Below are 19064 nucleotides of genomic sequence, written 5' to 3' on the forward strand. Positions count from 1 at the left end.
AGATTTGATTCTTTGGTTATTTCTAAGTTATTAGATAGGGGATAAATTATGCAATTTATTGGATTAGATGAAGCTTTTTATGAGAAAAGAATGCAACATAAAATACCTTTTGAAAAGAAATTCAAACGTCAGTGTTTGGCATTAGGATTTGCTGTTGCTAGTATGATAGCAGGTATGATTTTATATTCCTTTGTACCGATTACAAAAGGAAATGTAATCATAATTATCTTTGTGTCATCTGCTATTCTAGGGATTGCTTGTCTTTCCTTAGGTTTATATACATCTTATAAAGAGATGAAGCCTTTTTGGAATTTAATGAAATTATACAATCAACCAGATCAGATTACGGTGTTTCCAGATTTTCATATGGAAATAAAATCGTATACGGGTAATTATATTGATATGAGTTATGTTCGTGCCTTTCATAAGAATACTGTTCATGATTCCTTAACAGTAGAGTATTCATACGGTAATCAAGGTGGAAATTGTCCTTTGACATATGAAATATCTTATGGGATGAAAGATTTGGCAACCATAGAAACTTTGTTAAGATTTAAAATCAAATTACAGAAGAGCGAGAAATTTGCGAATGATTCTATGAAAAAGATATTTCAAATGGAACCATCACTACGTAATCGTTTGTTTGTAGATGAATTGAATTCTGGAGACTTATTGATGCCGATTCGTTTGGTAGAAAAATCAGAATATAATGAACACTGCATGCTTTTGTTTAATGATATTTATGTGAAGTATGAAATTGATGATCAAGGCTATCTTTGTATTTATACATCTAGGCAAGAAATGAGTAAACAAACACTTCAAGAATACCCACAAAGTGTTCATGTGAGTGTCAAACATGTTTATTCTCTCCTTACTCAGAATTATTCCTCAATATTCAATGAATCAAATACTGACTTTTTTATAACCATCAATCGACATAATGAAAAGGTAAATTTAAGTAGAGTTCAATTAAGCAAGATGTTACTGATACAAGAACAAGATAAAGTATCACAGTTATATAGAGTGTGATGGAAGGGAATAACAATATATGGCAATTATAGGAATAGATTTAGGAACTACAAATTCTTTGGCAGTAGCGTTTCAACAAGATGAAGTAGTAATGATACCCAATGTATATGGTGATTATTTAACACCTAGTGTGGTAAGTGTGGATAATGATGGACAAATCATCGTAGGTAAATCAGCGAAACAACGCTTAATTACACATCCAGAAGATACCACATCCTTATTTAAAAGAAATATGGGGACAAAAGAAAAAGTAAGACTTAAGAATCAGGAATATTTACCAGAGGAATTATCCGCATTCGTTGTGAAGCAATTGATTTCAGATGCAAAAACATTTCTTCAAGAAGAAGTCAGTGAAGTTGTTATTAGCGTTCCAGCATATTTTGATAACGAACAAAGAAGCGCAACGAAAAGAGTTGGAGATATCTTAGGAGTAAAAGTAGAACGTTTGATCAATGAACCAAGTGCTGCTTCCATTGCTTGTCATTATGGAAACAAAGAAGATGAAGCATTTGTCGTATTTGACTTTGGTGGAGGAACACTAGATGTAAGTGTTGTGGATTGTTTTGATAATGTTGTAAGCATTTGTTCTATTGCTGGAAACAATAAACTTGGCGGAAGTGATTTTGATAAAGTAGTTGCCTTGGATTTTTGTAGGGAACATAACCTTTCTTTTGAACAATTAGAAAAGAAATATCAAGAAAGTTTATTGTTTAATTGTGAGAATGCAAAAATCGCATTGCAAAACCAAAACGAGACTACCATTGAAATGTATTTGAATGAGAAACATTATACGTATATACTAACGAATACAAAACTAGAAACATTAGGAACGCAGTTGTTTAATAAAATGAAAGCAGTTATTGCGGAAGCAGTAAATTCAAGCGGATTTGATAAAGATGAAATAGATAAGATTGTTATGGTAGGTGGGTCTTGCCATATGCCAATAGTTTCTAACTTTTTGATTAAATTGATGAAAGTTGATGTGTATGAGAATGTAGATAAAGATTATATGGTCGCGAGAGGTTTAGGTATTTATGTAGGGATTAAACAGAGAAGTACAAGTATTAAAAACTTAGTGCTTACCGATATATGTCCTTTCTCTTTAAGCAATGCCGTTTATAATAGTGATAATTCGGCTCGTGATTTATCTTCTGTTATCATTTCGAAAAACAGTGTCCTTCCTGCCGTTAAAACAAAACCTTTTCACACCATTGATAAATCACAAAAAGAGGTCAGAGTTTCCATTTATCAGGGAGAGGGTATTTATGCGGATCAAAATAAGTTATTGGCAGATCATACAATTAAGTTACCTAATAATGGAAAGATAGAAGAATTTGATATCACCTTCATTTATGATATAAACTCCATACTATGTGCAGAAGTTCGTTTACATTCTACAGGACAAGTGTATACATTTGGAGTAGGTGATACGTATGTCTCAACGGAAAGCATCAATAGTATCAAAAATGCTTCTCTGAAATTGACGCTTGAGCCAGAATTGGAATATATCAATGAACAAGTAGCTCGAATTATGGAGGAAAGTTCTGTACAAACCCAAGAATGGGTAAGGGAGAGATTCCTTGAATTTACAGGATTGATGAACCAATACCAAAATAATCTACGAAAAAGAGCGGTTCTTATGAAGAGAATGCAAGAAATAATTGATAATCTAAAAGAAGAGATGAATCATAATGAATTCTTCAATGTGGAGGGTGAAGATGAAGAACCAGGAGGATACCTTTCATGAAGGATGCATGGGAATTATTAGGGATTGCACCTACTGAGAATAAACGAGCAATAAAAAAAGCTTATGCGAAAATGCTGGCGAAATATCATCCGGAAGAGTACCCGGAAGAATTTATAGAAATACAAAATGCATATCAAAGCATTATGAATTCTCTTGAACGAGATTACAAAAAACCTGAAAGTCTTTCTAGTGATTTAGCAGAAGGATTTCATAAAAAAGATACTATCTATTTGAAGACTCCTTTTGTTGAACAAGATACAAGGAGTGATTTTGACACGGAGTTACCACAACAAGACATTTTTCCTGATTTAGATATTGAAATCATACATGAAGAACAACCTAAACAAGAAGATGAATCTATCTATGATGATTTTGATTTATCTTGGTCGTTTCAGAATCAAGATAATAAACTAAAAAAGGAACATGCAATATCTGATTTAGACATTGAAATCATTCATGGAGAAAAACCTAAACAAGAAGGTCAAACATTCTATGATAATCCAAATATACCTGTAAATCAGAATACAAAATCCAAAAAGGAATATGTAAAAGAAGTTTACAAGCAAGAAGATATTGAAGTTAAACAGAACAGTGAAGAGCAAAATCTAAAAGAATATTTATATCTACGTTTTGCAGAACGTATAAAGTTTTCATGTAGAGCGGATGTTATGAAAGATCTAATTCTCAATCAAACCTTCTTTGATGCGATAGGTGATGAACAGTTTTATATCAAAATTTCAGCACTTATACGAACAAATTATGCTCGTTTTGATAGTATTTCGAGATCCTTTTTATATGATGCCTTTTCCTATATTGAAACGAGTTTCAACTATTCTAATACAGATGAAAAAAGTATTACAAGGTTTATTGCTGCAGAGAAATTACGCGTAGAAAAAGAAAAAGCACGCAAACAAAGAGCAGAGAAAAGAAATGGTATTATTTTATTGGCTTGTTTATTTTTGTTTATTTTCGTATTCATGTATATTTCAAAGATGCAAAAAGATAAAGAAAAAATAAAACAAGAGCAAGCACGAGAAATCATAAGAGATACTATCATCAGGCAAGAAGAGGAAAAAGAAGAAATAAAAGAAGCAATGCAACAAAATAAAGCAACCTTGGAAGCCCATATGTTAGAAACATATAAGAGTGCCTATACATGTACATTGTACGATTTATCTTATAAACCAAATTCATTTATATTTTTCTATTGCAACGAGGAACAGAATGTTGAAAATAAGAAAAATGGACGCGTTAAACTTGGCGAAGATCGCTTGATTACAGAAATTAATGCTTTTGATGTAATTATAACCACAGAAGAATAGTCAGAATTTACTTTGACTATTCTTTTTACTTCTATTTTATGGTATCCTAGATAAGAAAAGAAATGAGGCATTATAATGATAGAAAAAGTAAAAGAAATTGCACTTCAGGCGGGTGCCATGATGTTGCAAGGATTTGAACATATAAATGAAAAAACAGATGTCGCAAATATTGTGACAAACAAAGATATTGAAATACAAGATTTTATAGTAGAAGCGTGTAAAAAGATTCTTCCAGAAGCAACTTTCATTGCGGAAGAGGACGAAGTTTATCAAGAACAAGATGGTTATCAATGGATTATAGATCCAATTGATGGGACAACAAACTTCGCATATGATTTTCATCATAGTGCGGTATCTATTGGGTTGTTAAAGGATCATGAAGTAATCTTAGGGGTATGTTATAATCCATATTTGAAAGAAATGTTTTATGCACAAAAGGGTATGGGAGCATATTTGAATGATACAAGTATTCATGTGAGTAAACAGTCACTTTCAAAGGCATTGGTCTTATGTGGGACATCGCCTTATTATAAACAAAATAGTGATAAGACATTTTTACGAATGAAGAAGATATTTATGGCTTCTAGGGATATTAGAAGAGGTGGAAGTGCGGTGCTTGATTTGTGCTATGTTGCGGCAGGTAGAGCGGATGCTTATTATGAAGAAGTATTATCACCATGGGATTATGCGGCAGCATCTTTGATTCTACAAGAAGCTGGTGGAGAAATGTTTATCATTAATGGGAAGTGGGGATTTAACGCACCATTAGGTATGATTGCAGGAAACAAAACAATTGTAGAAGAAATACGTGAATTGATATGATTTTAAAGTGCTATTGTAGGCAGAGAGGAGAACTTTTATGATAGATGTAATAGTAATTGGTGGTGGACATGCAGGTGTAGAAGCAGCATTAGCTTGCGCTAGATTACAAAAGAAAACTGTATTATATTCTATACATATCGATATGATTGCCTCTATGCCATGTAACCCAAGTGTAGGTGGTCCTGCGAAAGGAATCGTTGTTCGTGAGATTGATGCCTTAGGAGGAGAAATGGGAAAGGCTGCAGATGCGACTGCTCTACAGTTTAAAATGTTGAATACTACAAAAGGACCAGGAGTACAATGCCTTCGTGTACAATCTGATAAAATAGCCTATAAGAAATATATGCAAGATAAAGTTCTGCATCAAGAGAATTTAGAAGTGCGCGAAATGTGTATACAAAAGATCCTTGCGGAAGATGGTAAGGTTACAGGAGTTTTACAAGCAGATGGAAATGTGATGAAATGTAAAACCATCATTTTGACATCTGGTACTTATATGAGCAGTAGTGTTTTGGTAGGACATACTTCTACATCCATTGGACCTGAAGATGAACCTACTACAAATGAGCTTTCACAAAGTTTACGTGATTTAGGGATTTCAACATTCCGTTTAAAAACGGGAACACCCGCAAGAGTATTAACATCCTCTATTGATTTTAGTAAGACGCAACCCCAACCAGGAAGTGAAGACTTTATTTCATTTTCTACTGAGACAAAAGAAATTCGACCATTTGAAAAACAGGTCTTGTGTTATTTAACTTACACTTCTCCATTAACACATCAAATCATCCATGGCAGTTTAGATAAGTCTGCTATGTATTCTGGACTTGTAAAGGGAGTTGGACCTCGTTATTGTCCAAGTATCGAAGATAAATTGGTACGCTTTGCGGATAAAGAACGTCATCAAATTTTCCTTGAGCCAGAGAGTGAATCCTTGAATACAACCTATGTGCAAGGGTTCTCTACATCTATGCCCCATGATGTACAAGAAGATATGTTACATTCTTTGCCAGGGTTAGAAAATTGTATCATTGAAAAATATGCTTATGCGATTGAATACGATGCAGTAGATCCACTTCAGTGCAAAGCAAGTTTAGAAAATAAAATAGTAGAGAATTTATTTACTGCAGGACAAATCAATGGAACAAGTGGTTATGAAGAAGCCGCAGGGCAGGGATTGATGGCAGGTATCAATGCTTGTTTGAAGTTAGATGGAAAAGAACCATTGGTATTACATAGAGATGAAGCATATATCGGAGTATTAATTGATGATCTTGTGACGAAAGGAACATTGGAACCTTATCGTTTATTAACATCACGTGCAGAATATCGTTTGTTGTTACGTCACGATAACGCAGATCAAAGATTGATGGAATATGGACATGAAATTGGTCTTATTAGTGATGAACGATATAATGGATTTAAGAAAAAAGGCCAAGATATAGAAGAAACGATTGCTTATTTATCTTCTATTCGTTTTACTCCAAAGTCGCAAATCAATGGACATTTAAAAACACTTGGCTATGAAGAACTAAAAGAAGGTATCAGTGCACAGGAATTATTAAAACGTCCAAGTATAACAATTGATGTTTTACGACCTTATTTGGATAGAGATATCGATGAGCATTTGGCAAAACAAATAGAAATTGAAATCAAGTATGAAGGCTATATTAATAAAGCGAAACGAGATGCACAACATTTACATCAAATGGACAATGTAAGGCTTCCAGAAGATATGAATTATAACGAAGTAGTAAACTTATCTTTAGAGGCAAGACAAAAGCTTACAAAGATTATGCCTATGACGATGGGACAAGCATCCCGTATATCTGGGGTGAATCCAGCAGATATTGCAGTCTTGGCTGTATATTTAGAACAGAAGAGAAGGGAATCCTAACTCTTCTTTTTAATGGGAAACATTGATGAAACCCGTTTCGTGGAGTATAATAAAAGTAACAAAGACAAGGAGGTCATTTCTATGGAAAACAAGACCATTATTACCATCAGTAGAGAATTTGGAAGCGGCGGTCGTGAAATTGGACAAATGATTGCGAAACAACTTAACATTCCATTTTATGACAAAGAATTGATTGAGATTGCGGCTAGAGAAAGTGGCATCGATAAGGAGCTATTTGAAGAAAATGATTCTAGAACAAGCAAAGGATTTCATTTGCTTGGAGCACTTGGATATTCACTAGGTGGACCATTATCAACAATCACAGAACTATCATTAAACGATCGATTGTTTATGGTTCAATCACAAGTTGTAAAACAGGTCGCAGATCAAGGACCATGTGTGATTGTAGGACGTAGTGCGGATTACATCCTTAGAGATCGTGATGATGTATTGAACGTTTATGTGCATGCGAATATGAAAGATCGTAAAGAAAAAGCAATACATTCTTATGATGTAGATACGCGTGATATTGAAGGTTCTATCAATAAGATTGATAAACGTCGTGCAAATTATTATGAATACTACACCGATCGCAGATGGGGACAAGCAGAGAACTATGATATCTGTATCAATTCTAGCACGTTTGGACAAGAAGGTACTGCGGCAATTATTATCGATTTAGCAAAGAAGAAAACAATATAATATTCATGAGGCAGGTCAAATGACCTGTCTTTTTAAATGAATTGTGACGAAAATCTGTCGAAATACAGAAGGAAAAAATGAAGATTTTAAAGGATTGTCCAAATACCATAATTTCACAAGATTATTTGACATATTATAGCTTGGAAAGATGCTATACTACGAGTAGAGGTACACAAGGAGGTTTCTACATGCAATGGAAATTGACTCACAAAAATCAAAGAGAATGTATTGAAAATGAAGGTGGTAAAACATTAAGCTATGATCCTAATTTAGGTATTAAGATTATAGAACGGGATGGATATGCATTTAAAGATTTGAATAATAATGGAGAGTTGGATCCTTTTGAAGACTGGAGATTGCCCTTAAGTGAGCGAGTAAAAGATTTTACAACAAGGTTTCATCTATGGCAAGAAGGAGAATGCTTATACTATAAAAAAGGAAAAATTGCGTTGGATGAAAATTTCTGTGAGTTTATGACGATTTATCAGAATACAGAAATTATGCAAGAATTATTAACTATCAACGAAGAAGATAGAGCGTATTTAAAAGGGAATTCAATTGTAGCGATGTTATTGTTGATGTTTGATAATGACTATGACACTGGAAAAGAAGACTATTTATTGCAGTTGATTATGCAAAGTATGGATTTGGGTGTATTGGAAAATATTCTATATTCTGTAATGGAAGCATTGAAGAAGTTTATACAAAAAGGCTACCAACAGAGCTTACATTCAATTGTTATACAATAATGAAAAGGAGATGTTATCGATGATAATATCTCCTTTGTTTTATGAGTTTTCGTTTTTAGTTGGATAAATAACACCACGTACACGGTGTAAGGATTCACTCGTTCTGTTTTCATCGTGAAACATTAAAATAACAAAGAGTGCATCTATAATTGCTAGTTGTGATATACGACTGGATAAAGATTCTGATCGATATCCTGTTTCTTCAGATGTTGAAATAAATACAATGTCTGCCATTTTCGCAAGTGCAGATAAAGGATAACTCGTAATGACAATTAGCTTTGCGTTGTTCTTCTTAATGATTTCTGCAAGATGAATAGCTTCATTTGTTAACCCAGTGTGGGATATAAGCACTGCACAATCTTCTTCATTTAGTAAGGAAGCTTGCATAAGTTGCATATGGTAATCCTGTGCATGCTGTGTTCGTACAGGAGATCTTAAGAACTTATGGTAAGCATCAAAGGCAACTACATTAGATCCACCGATTCCAAAGAATGTTACCATACGTGAATTTTGAATTTTATCTACAGCGTCTGTTAAGTCTTTTAAATCTAATAAATTCTCTGTATCATTAAGTGCTTGTATACTGGATTCAAATACTTTTCTGGCCATAGAAAGAGCATTGTCTTCTTTTGTGATGTTCTCATGAACTGATATTTCTGCATCATATTCTTCTGTAAGTAAATCATTTCGAAAATCACGGTATCCATTATATCCAAGTTTACGAGTAAATTGAAAGAGCGTAGAATCAGCCATGCCTAATTCATTGGCTATTTCATTGATGGTACTTCTTGATACCTTCTTAGGATTGTCTAAAAGATAGTCCGCAATGATTTTCTCTTTCTTACTTAGATCACGGTAAATTGTCTTAATTTTTAGGCGAATTGATTGTTGCATATAGTAAGCCCCCTTTTCTTAATAATAAAAAAATATTTTTTTATTATGTCTTAAATTCCGTTAATAATTCGGTTTCTATATGTTTAGAATATCATATATTCCATAAAAAGTAAATGCGAAAACACGATAAGTAAAGGCTTATTATGGAGTTGTCAAGCAATTTGCAATTAAAAAAATATTTTTTTATTAAAATCTATTTACAAAAAAATAATTTTTGATATAATGTGAGTGTAATGATTGGAGGCGCTTACATTATGGAAATAGCTTTGATAGGTCTAGGGAAGATGGGCTCGAATTTAGCACAGAACTTAAAAGACCATGGACAAACAGTAATTGGTTTCGATTTAAATGAAACTGCTCGAACTCAATTACAAGAATTAGGGATTGAAACTGCTTCATCCATAGATGAGCAATTGGGTAGGATGCATGGAAAGAAAATAGTTTGGATGATGTTGCCAAGTGGAAAGCCAACGGAAGATACGATTTTGTATCTGATGGATAGAATGTCAAAGGGAGATATTCTGATTGAAGCTGGTAATTCAAATTACAAAGATTCTATGAGAAGAGCTGCCCTCGTTTCAGAAAAAGGAATCCAATACTTAGATGTAGGGACATCAGGAGGAACATCCGGTGCACGTAATGGTGCTTGTCTAATGATTGGAGGACCAAAAGAGGCCTATGATTATATGGCCGACATATTCACTTCGATATCTGTAGAAAAGGGATGCACATACGCTGGTAAAAGTGGAGCGGGTCATTTTATGAAGATGGTTCATAACGGAGTTGAGTATGGAATGATGCAAGCCATTGGTGAAGGTTTTCAGATTATGGAAGAAAGCGAGTTTGGGTATGATTTACAAGCGGTCGCAGAAAATTGGAATCATGGTTCAGTTATAAGAGGTTGGTTGATGGAAATCATGGAAGAAAAATTTGGTGATCAGCCACATCTTGAAAACTATCGGGGAATTGTAGATGCATCGGGTGAGGCAAAATGGACGGTTGAAACTGCACTAGAAATGGAAGTGCCAGCACCAGTGATTGCATTATCACTTATGATGCGTAATCGTTCAAAAGAAGAAGACAGCTTCTCAGGAAAAGTAGTTGCTGCACTTCGAAATGGATTTGGCGGACATGCATTTGTTGCATCCGAAAAAAAATAAGAAAGGGATAAATGATTATGGAACTTACAGTTATTCAAGCATTATTAATTGCTATTTGGGTAGCCTTGATTGAATCAAGAATTCTAGGGTATGCTACCTTAACACTTCGTTTCTCACCATTGATGACAGGATTTATGTGTGGACTTATTATGGGAAATATTCCAGATGCAATGGTTGTCACAGCTGCTATACAGTTGATTTACATGGGAGCCGTTGCTCCTGGAGGGACACTTCCAAGTGAACCTTGTATTGCTGCTGCTATTGCAGTACCAGTTGCACTTCTTGGAAATTTAACACCTCAAGAAGCAGTTGCAGTTGCTGTACCAGTTGGTTTATTAGGAAGTTACTTGTATCAATTCCGTTTCTTCTTAAATACATTCTTTACAAAGTTCATGGACAAATATGCTGCAGAAGCAAATGACAAAGGATTAACATTCTCAATCATGGGAATACCTGCTATCATTTCTTTCTCCCTATTTATTCCATTGGTATTTATCGCATTATATTTTGGAGCTCCAGTAATCTCATCTGCAATTAATACAATTTCAAGTGGACCACTTATTCATATCCTAGAAGTTGTTGGTGGAGGATTAGCTGCTCTTGGTATCGCGGTTATCATGCATGTTATTGGTAAGAAGAGCCTATTGATTTTCTTCTTCTTAGCATACTTCATGAGCGTATCATTTGCGACACTTAAAATCAATACTGTTACATATGCAATCTTTGGATGTATCTTAGCAGCGATGTATATTCTGTTTACATCAAAAGAAACAGAATAGAAGGGAGGATAAATCAATGAGTAATGTAAATATTAGTGAAGATGTAAAACAATACATGGATGAAGATGGTACCATCATAGCGGACGTGTCTGTTATGACAAAAGAGGAAAATAAACCTGATCCGATTACCAATAAAGATTTATTAAAATCTTGGTTTCGTTGGTGGTGGGCAAATGAAGTTCCACATACATTCGATAGAATGTTAGCTCCTTCTTTCTTGTTTGGTATGATGCCATCATTAAAGAAACTATATAAAGATAAGATTATGCGTGCAGAAGCATATCAAAGACATTTAATGTTCTTTAACACACAGGCAGTATGGGGTGGAGGTACATTAACTGGTATCGCTATTTCATTAGAAGAATCACGTGCAAAAGCATTGCATGAAGGAAACGTTGATGAAGCAGTAGATAAAACTTTAATTACAAATACCAAAGTTGGTCTTATGGGTCCTTTGGCTGGAATTGGAGATGCAATTGACTCAGGAACTATTCAATATATCTTTATCGCAATCTTCTTACCTTGGGCGCAAGATGGTAATGGATTAGGTGCTTTACTTCCATTTATCTGCTTTGCAACCGCAACCTTCGTATATGGATACTTCTTTACAAAAATGGGGTATTCAATGGGACGTAGTGCTGCGAAAGAAATCATGACAGGAAATAAGATTAAATCCATTATCAATGGATTGGGTGTACTAGGACTCTTCATGATGGGAATTATGGCTGCACAGTACGTTAAATTATCAAGTGCATTAAAGTTTACAATCAACGCCAAAGAATTTGTTATTCAAGATATTTTAAATACAATCCTTCCTGGTTTGATTCCACTTGTTGCTGTACTTGCGCTTTATTTCTACTTTGATCGTAAGGGATTAAAAATTACAAGAGGTATGATTTATTTAACAGTTGCGTTGATAGTGTTAGCAGCAATTGGTATACTGTAAGGAGAAAGAACAATATGGCAAATCGTGGGTTACTCGTGATTACACATGGCGAGTTTGGAATTGAAATTGTAAAAAGTGCGGAAATGATCATGGGTCCTCAGGATGATGTACATGCATTGGCTTTGCGTCCAGGTGATTCTGTAGATGATTTAAGAGCACAAGCATTTGAAGTAATTGAAGATAATGCGCAAAAGGGTTTAGAAACCATTGTCTTATGTGATTTATTAGGAGGTAGTCCTTCTAATGTAGCATTATCTTGTATGTCGAAAGGTGACATCCGTATTTTTACGGGTGTTAACCTACCGATGTTAATTGAAATGTTACAATGGTACAAAACAGAAGAGGATTTAGAAGTGCTATTAGGGAATGTTAAGAAAACAGCGGAAGAGGGAATCCGCATTATTGATCGAAATTTCTTGAAAAACAGATAAGCTAAATAGGAGGCAATCATCATGGGAAAAATTAATTTAATGAGAGTAGACGACCGTTTAATTCATGGACAGGTAATGACAAAGTGGTCCAAAGGTATGGGCACAAATGCAATTTACGTTATTGATGATGTAACTGCAGCTGATGACTTTATGAAGGATATTTATATTTCTACCAATTCATCCGCAAGTTTAAAAATTAAAGTATTCAGTTTGGATGAAGTAATTGAAGAATGGAATAAAAATGAATTTGGAAATGATAAAGTAATCTTATTGTTTAAGCACATTAAAGATGCGAAAAAAGTAATTGATGCTGGTATACATACCGATACATTAAACATTGGTGGTATAGCAAAGAAAGCGGATGCAACCTTTGTAATATCCACTGTAGGTTTGACACAAGCGGATGGAGAATTGTGCAAAGAAATTCAAGCAAATGGTGTGGAAGTATATTTCCAAATAGTGCCAGATACTGCGAAAGTATCTCTTAATGAAGCACTGAAGAAGTTATAAGAGGGCTTCCTTATGGAATACAAAATTGCAATCGTCAATTCTAGTAGCTTTGCCACTCGTTTCCCTTCCCAGATGAAACGTTTAGAAACGATTGGCAGTGTGAATAGAATCAATGTATCAGGTACCATGCATGGAAAAGAATTAGCAGAGGCATTAAAGGATTATAACATTATCATTAGTAGTGTTACTCCTTTCTTCGATGCGGAATTCTTCGAACATAAAAAAGATGTATTGATTATTAGTCGTCATGGTATCGGTTATAACAATGTTGATATTCAAGCAGCTAAAAAGGCAAATACACACGTTACTATTGTTTCGCCATTGGTGGAAAGAGATGCAGTTGCGGAAAATGCGGTCGCAAATCTTATGGCAATTATGCGCCAGGTTACAAGATCATCAAAAGCAGCAAGTGAAGATCGCTGGGTGGATCGTGCTCAATTTGTGGGACACAATATCACTGGAAAAACAGTAGGTGTAATTGGTTGTGGAAACATTGGAAGTCGTGTTGCGGAAATTCTAAAATTTGGTTTCAACACACGTGTTCTAGTTTGTGATCCCAATGTAGATAAAGAGTGGGTAAAGAAATTCGATATGGAAGTTTGCGACCTAGATACACTAGTACGTAACGCGGATATTCTTTCATTGAATGCAGCTTTGAACGAAACTTCTTTCCATATTTTGTCGGATGAGTGTTTTGATAAAATGAAAAAAGGTGTTTATATAACGAATACTGCGCGAGGAGATTTGCTTGATGAGGAAGCTGTCTGTAGAGCGCTAGATAAAGGAATATTAGCAGGTCTTGCGGTGGATGTAATGCATGAGGAACCAGCTTCTAATACACATCCTTATTTCGCTTATGAGAATGTCATCGTGACACCTCACACATCTGCCTATACCATTGAGTGTTTAGAAGGTATGGGAGAAAAATGTGTGAGTGATGTAGAGCATGCGGTGAAGGGTGAACCATTGGAATGTTTGGTGAGTCGATAGATGAGTGGTTACAAATTCGTTATCTTTGACATGGATGGTTTGATGTTTGAAACAGGAAGATTAGCTTATGAAGCCTATCTACGTTCAGCACAACATTATGATTATGAGATGACACATAATGTGTATTATTTACTGACTGGAAGAACCAATCATGATATCATAGAAAGCATGAAAGAATTATATGGTACACAGTACGATGTAACATCATGGCGTGCTTCGATGGTAAAAGAAAAGGCAAATATTCTAGAAGAACAAAAACGTGTTTATAAAAAAGAAGGTCTTGTGGAATTGTTGGAGTATCTTCATACACAACATATTCCTTGTGCAGTAGCTTCCAGTAGTAAGCGAGAAATCGTTGAACGCTATTTAGAAGTTGAAGAATTAACAGGACAGTTTGATTATATACTTGCGGGGGATGAAGTCCATCAAGGAAAACCATCGCCAGAGATATTTTTAAACTGTTGTAAAAAAGCAGGAGTAAGTGCACAAGATACATTAGTTTTAGAAGATTCTATTGTTGGGATTGAGGCAGCACTTGCAGGGAACATGCACTGTTGTTTGATCCATGATGATATTACAGATATGCCAGTACGTCATGCGGGTATCCCTCTAAAAAAGGATCTTCGTGTAATACCGAAAGAAAACGTGAACCCAACCTATCAAAAAGATTCATTATTAGATGTCATAGAAATATTAACATCATAAGAAAGGCGAATTATTATGAAAGAGGAATATATTGTACGTGAGGATATTGGGAAAATACTAGTAGCAATTCTTGTATATACATTATTTGTTGCAGGTCTTGTTGTAATCATCCTTGTAAAAAGCTTACCTATTTTGGGAGTGATGCTATTGGCATTACTCGCTGGATTGTTAAGTTTAGTGATTTTCTCCAATGTTCGTAAACTTCTACACCCTGCAGATATGTACAAAATCTGTAAGGAAGGAATTTATGATTATACAAAAGAACATGAACCCCTCTTTCTAACTTGGGAAGAAATCATGAAGGTGGAAATGTTAGCTAATAACTCTTCTTTGCAAATAGGGATTCTAGCAAGTAAAACACTAGAAGAGCGAGAAGAAATGAGCAAACGAATGAAAGAAAATCTGCGTGAAAATGGAAATCGTGTCTTTTATTCTATCATGCTAGATGGCTTTCAATTTCATAAAAAGCATTTTCAGGAAATCTATCAGGAAATTAAAAGATTCGCCATTATTGGTAATCCAAATATCGTTTGTATCGATTATGAGGATCCTATCTTAAAAAGGAAAAAGAATAAAAGTAGTAAGGGAATATTATAGATGTATAGAGAATGAGGACTCCAATAGGGGTTCTTTTTTTGTATGTGTAGAGTATGAGTAGTTTTCTACAAAATGATATCGTGACTTAAAAGTAAAATAAATAGTGCAACTTTTATGAATTGTTTGTAATCTTTTAGAAGGAGCAACATTTTATGAAATTGGTGTATATAAATGTAAAAGCGATAAAAAAGAGACATAAACTCTTGGTTATCACACATGCGTTTAAAATATAATTTCATACAAAGTATACAGAACGTTCACTTCCTATTTACCCTCATGAAGTCATCCAAATGTTAGTATAAAGTGGGGTTATAGGAGGTATTATATGAGATACATGAAGCAAGTTAAAAGGGGTATTTGTGCAAGTCTTTGTATGCTACAAATGTTTGCGGTACAAGGAAGTTTATGTTTTGCTCAAGGCGAAACGAATGTTGTAGAGGCAATGACACAGGAAAAAATTGATGAGGCAAATAACGCCTATAACAATGTAGAAACAAAAGTTGAATTCTTAACGATGTCAGATACGGAGTTTATGGCGAAGCCTAGTGATCCTAAGGATAGTCAACAAGTAAATGTGGAACAACAAAATTATTTGTATGAACGTATTGCCAATTGGGCACAATCGAAATCGTTTGATGTACAAGCAATTATGGTAAATGGGGATGTTGTAGGGTGTAACGATCCTGAAAACACTGCTCATAATAAAGGGGATGATACCATGGTAGAAGGATGGTATCGTGCAGTTGATCAAGTACTAAGTCAGAACTTTGGAGATGATGTAAAAGTCATGTTATCAAGTGGTAATCATGATATTGCAGATCTTATGGGAGATGTATTTGATGAAAACCATAAGGATGATGGCATATGGTTTTATGGGGATAGTGATAGTAAATATGTAGGAAATTTTCACACGGATGTGAATGGGTTTGATTTCATTACTTTGGATTATAATGGAGAATACAATTATGGATATACTGGGCAAAGAAAAGGGTATCAAGACTTTTTGAAACAGACATTACAATCCATTACATCTGATACAGATTATGACGCAACAAAGCCTATTTTTATACAGGCACATAGCGGATATGCTGGAACATCTTTGGGAGGAGAGTTTCATTCGGATTATGATACGATGGGAAATGATTTACAAACCATTTTAAAAGATTACCCACAAGCAATCATATTTTCTGCACATACACATTTTTCTGTAGAACAAGAAACATCTATTTATCAAAACAATTTTACATTTGTAGAAAATGGATCTATGAACTATATGTACTTAGATACACCAGCAGACTTTGTGGAAGGTGGTTACTTTAATTCAAATACAGGGAATAAAGATACTACGGAAAGAACTTGTAATTTTATTTCTATATTGGAGGATGGCTCTACTGTTATTCGTCGTTTTGATGTATCTAATCAACGTTGGATCGGAATGCCATGGGTAGTAGAAACAGCAAAAGGAAAAGAAGGCTTTCAATATACCAATGATACTCGTAGTACAATCGCGCCTTGGTTTGATGAATCAGCAACCATTACGACACAAGAAGTTCTTGAGGAAAGTGTTGTTTTAAACTTTTCGCAAGCATATGATGATGAACTTGTAAATTACTATGAAGTTCAAATTACAGATGCAGCAACGAATAAACCTGTAAAAGTTAAGGTTCGCCAATTACCTGATAAAAGCAATACAGCTACAAAAGCATTTGAAGGAACTTTCAAAGCATATTCAAGATTCTATTATCGTCCGAATGATATGAGTTTTGATATAGAAGGGCTGGAACCTGGAAAAACTTATCAAGTAGTGGTGAATGCAATTGATGATTTTGAAAATCGAAGTAGCGTAGCTTTACGAGGTGAGTTCAAAACCGCTGGAACAATTTCACTACCTTCTGTAGATGGTCCCTCATCATTACCGGATAACATTGAAGAAGGGAAATATCTTGATATGAACTTCGATGGGGATTTGAAAGATAGTACATTGAATACTACAACAGCAATCGCAAATGGAAATATTTCTTTCGTGGATAGTTTTCATAAAGATGGTAAGGCAGTTCGTGTAGGAAGTACACAAAAAGATTACATCGATCTTGGCAAAAGAGAAGAATGGAATCTGGGAACAGATAAAGATATTACAATTAACTTTTGGTTAAAACTAACAAGTCATAATGGTTATGCGGCTATTCTAAGTAATAAAAACTGGGCGAATTATTATCGAAAAGGAATCAATATAGCGCCAGAAGCTACCAATACATCAAAACTAGAATTTGCTTTAGGTGATGGAACAAATGGAGTTTATTCTACTGGAGTTGTGGATAATTATAAAGGGAATTGGCACATGATGAGTTTCAGTATTGATCGCGAAGCACAAATCATGCGTACGTATTATGATGGTGTTATGGTAAAAGAAATGAGTATCCAAAATATAGGTGACGCAACAAGTAATCTAAATATGATGATTGGTACGGATGCTACAAAGAGTTATGGGAACATAGGGTTTGATATGGATGATCTTTCCATGTGGAGCCGTTCACTAAGTAGCGATGATATTCTTGCATTATATAATACATCTTTAAATTATAGCGATGACATTCAACAAGCCATCATGGTTGGTAAGAATTTACAAGATGAAATCAAAAGAAACCAAGATTACGGTCAAGTATATGAAGAAGCGGTTTTAACTGAATTAAATGACGCACTTAAAATGGCAGAAGAAGATATCAATGGTACGTTGTCTGTATATGTCCGATTAAAAGATGCCATTGAGGCAGTACAAAAGCAAGCAGTATATTATAAAGTGCAAGCAAATGCTATTCATGGAAGTATTACTCCTCAAAGTACAAAGGTAGAAAAAGATGGTACTGTAAGCTTTACATTAACACCACAAGATGGATATCATATCGAGCAACAACAAATCATCCTAAAAGGAAATCAAGCATTTGAACTAGCTGGGAATACGGTAACTGTTAAGAATGTTAATGCTACTGTTGATATGACAGTAACTTTTGTAAAAGATAAGGAAGAAGTAAATGAGCCTGATGAAGATGAAGAGATTTATCGTGTCTTAGAAAGTGGTGATAAAAAAGTACAAATCGAAGGAATGTTTGATAAGGACATCACTTTAAATGTAGATACTTTATCAAATGAGGCAATGCAAGCAATTTTAAAGGGAGATAAAGATTTAAATAATCTTAAAACGTTAGCAGGTTATAATATCAAATTGAATAAACAAGGAAAGACTTTACAACCTAGCGAAGATATTGTAATTCGTATAGCATCAGAAGAAACATGGAATAAAGAAAAGCTTGCGGTCTTACATATTGACGATAATGGAACATGGAGCTGGTTAGAGACAGAAGTAAAAGATGGCACTGTGGCCTTTAAAACAGGTAGTTTGTCTAAATTCTTAGTGGTGGAAAAGGATGCGATAAGTTCAAATCCTTCGGATGAGAAAGATAAAATTGAATCTGTTCCTAATGAGAAAGCAGAGGAAAAGAAAGACAAGGTCTCTACATCGGATACTACCAATATGAACTTGATGATATTGGTGCTTGGTATTTCATCATTCGCAATCATTTTGATTTATAAAGTATCAAAGAAGAAACAAAATCTTTTATAGGAATAATAGACCTATTTCATTTATCACAAGAAGTACAGCGCTAAAAAGTGTTTGTACTTTTTTTGTGATAGGATGTAAATTTATAAGAATGGTGGAATGTCTTGATATAAAATTTTTATTGATTTACAGTTTACATAAGATGACAAGAAAAGAGAGGAAGATGAT

17 protein-coding genes are annotated in these 19064 nt (G+C 34.5%); 16 read left to right on the forward strand and 1 reads right to left on the reverse strand.

The window, feature by feature from the left end:
- Positions 1 to 48 precede the first annotated feature (48 nt).
- The 7 genes from ACWG42_RS07090 to ACWG42_RS07120 all read left to right on the forward strand — a co-directional run bounded on the left by ACWG42_RS07090 (position 49) and on the right by ACWG42_RS07120 (position 8268).
- Entirely contained in the window at positions 49 to 1029 is a 981-nt protein-coding gene (locus tag ACWG42_RS07090) for a hypothetical protein (RefSeq protein WP_455791164.1), read from the forward strand.
- 19 nt (positions 1030 to 1048) lie between these two features.
- On the forward strand, positions 1049 to 2776 hold the full coding sequence (locus ACWG42_RS07095; RefSeq protein ID WP_455791165.1) for an Hsp70 family protein: 1728 nt from the start codon (positions 1049 to 1051) through the stop codon (positions 2774 to 2776).
- The gene (locus tag ACWG42_RS07100) at positions 2773 to 4098 is read left to right on the forward strand and encodes a J domain-containing protein (RefSeq protein WP_455791167.1); all 1326 of its coding nucleotides are present in this window, start codon (positions 2773 to 2775) and stop codon (positions 4096 to 4098) included. The genes ACWG42_RS07095 and ACWG42_RS07100 overlap by 4 nt, the downstream gene beginning before the upstream one ends.
- A gap of 75 nt (positions 4099 to 4173) precedes the next feature.
- Positions 4174 to 4920: an inositol monophosphatase family protein gene (locus ACWG42_RS07105; RefSeq protein ID WP_455791168.1), complete on the forward strand. Its 747-nt coding sequence runs from the start codon at positions 4174 to 4176 to the stop codon at positions 4918 to 4920.
- Between the two features lie 37 nt (positions 4921 to 4957).
- Positions 4958 to 6817: a tRNA uridine-5-carboxymethylaminomethyl(34) synthesis enzyme MnmG gene (gene mnmG, locus ACWG42_RS07110; protein ID WP_455791169.1), complete on the forward strand. Its 1860-nt coding sequence runs from the start codon at positions 4958 to 4960 to the stop codon at positions 6815 to 6817.
- Positions 6818 to 6898: 81 nt separating this feature from the next.
- Positions 6899 to 7519, forward strand: coding sequence for a cytidylate kinase-like family protein (locus ACWG42_RS07115; RefSeq protein ID WP_455791170.1), 621 nt, complete (start codon positions 6899 to 6901; stop codon positions 7517 to 7519).
- Positions 7520 to 7707: 188 nt separating this feature from the next.
- Complete coding sequence (locus ACWG42_RS07120; protein WP_455791171.1) at positions 7708 to 8268, forward strand: beta-glucosidase; 561 nt, start codon at positions 7708 to 7710, stop codon at positions 8266 to 8268.
- Positions 8269 to 8307: 39 nt separating this feature from the next.
- Here ACWG42_RS07120 and ACWG42_RS07125 read toward each other — a convergent pair whose 3' ends face one another.
- A complete protein-coding gene (locus ACWG42_RS07125; protein ID WP_455791172.1) occupies positions 8308 to 9162 on the reverse strand; it encodes a MurR/RpiR family transcriptional regulator in 855 nt (284 codons plus the stop codon).
- Positions 9163 to 9416: 254 nt separating this feature from the next.
- Between ACWG42_RS07125 and gnd the strand changes: the two genes are divergently transcribed.
- From gnd to ACWG42_RS07170, 9 genes are all read left to right on the forward strand, one after another.
- Positions 9417 to 10322: a phosphogluconate dehydrogenase (NAD(+)-dependent, decarboxylating) gene (gene gnd, locus ACWG42_RS07130; RefSeq protein ID WP_455791173.1), complete on the forward strand. Its 906-nt coding sequence runs from the start codon at positions 9417 to 9419 to the stop codon at positions 10320 to 10322.
- Positions 10323 to 10339: 17 nt separating this feature from the next.
- The gene (locus tag ACWG42_RS07135) at positions 10340 to 11101 is read left to right on the forward strand and encodes a PTS mannose/fructose/sorbose/N-acetylgalactosamine transporter subunit IIC (RefSeq protein ID WP_455791174.1); all 762 of its coding nucleotides are present in this window, start codon (positions 10340 to 10342) and stop codon (positions 11099 to 11101) included.
- A 16-nt stretch (positions 11102 to 11117) separates the two neighbouring features.
- Positions 11118 to 12047, forward strand: a complete 930-nt coding sequence (locus ACWG42_RS07140; protein WP_455791175.1) for a PTS system mannose/fructose/sorbose family transporter subunit IID — start codon at positions 11118 to 11120, stop codon at positions 12045 to 12047.
- Between the two features lie 14 nt (positions 12048 to 12061).
- Positions 12062 to 12478, forward strand: a complete 417-nt coding sequence (locus ACWG42_RS07145; RefSeq protein ID WP_455791176.1) for a PTS sugar transporter subunit IIA — start codon at positions 12062 to 12064, stop codon at positions 12476 to 12478.
- Between the two features lie 21 nt (positions 12479 to 12499).
- Entirely contained in the window at positions 12500 to 12988 is a 489-nt protein-coding gene (locus ACWG42_RS07150) for a PTS system mannose/fructose/N-acetylgalactosamine-transporter subunit IIB (protein WP_455791178.1), read from the forward strand.
- Positions 12989 to 13000: 12 nt separating this feature from the next.
- Positions 13001 to 13978 carry a D-isomer specific 2-hydroxyacid dehydrogenase family protein gene (locus ACWG42_RS07155; RefSeq protein ID WP_455791179.1) on the forward strand — a complete coding sequence of 326 codons (978 nt, stop codon included), beginning with the start codon at positions 13001 to 13003 and terminating at the stop codon, positions 13976 to 13978.
- Positions 13979 to 14683 (forward strand): HAD family hydrolase, encoded by a 705-nt coding sequence (locus ACWG42_RS07160; protein ID WP_455791180.1) that lies wholly within the window; start codon positions 13979 to 13981, stop codon positions 14681 to 14683.
- A gap of 15 nt (positions 14684 to 14698) precedes the next feature.
- Entirely contained in the window at positions 14699 to 15280 is a 582-nt protein-coding gene (locus ACWG42_RS07165; RefSeq protein WP_455791181.1) for a hypothetical protein, read from the forward strand.
- Between the two features lie 325 nt (positions 15281 to 15605).
- Positions 15606 to 18899, forward strand: coding sequence for a LamG-like jellyroll fold domain-containing protein (locus tag ACWG42_RS07170; protein ID WP_455791182.1), 3294 nt, complete (start codon positions 15606 to 15608; stop codon positions 18897 to 18899).
- The last annotated feature ends 165 nt before the right edge of the window (positions 18900 to 19064 follow it).

The organism is Amedibacillus sp. YH-ame10 (assembly GCF_053848885.1).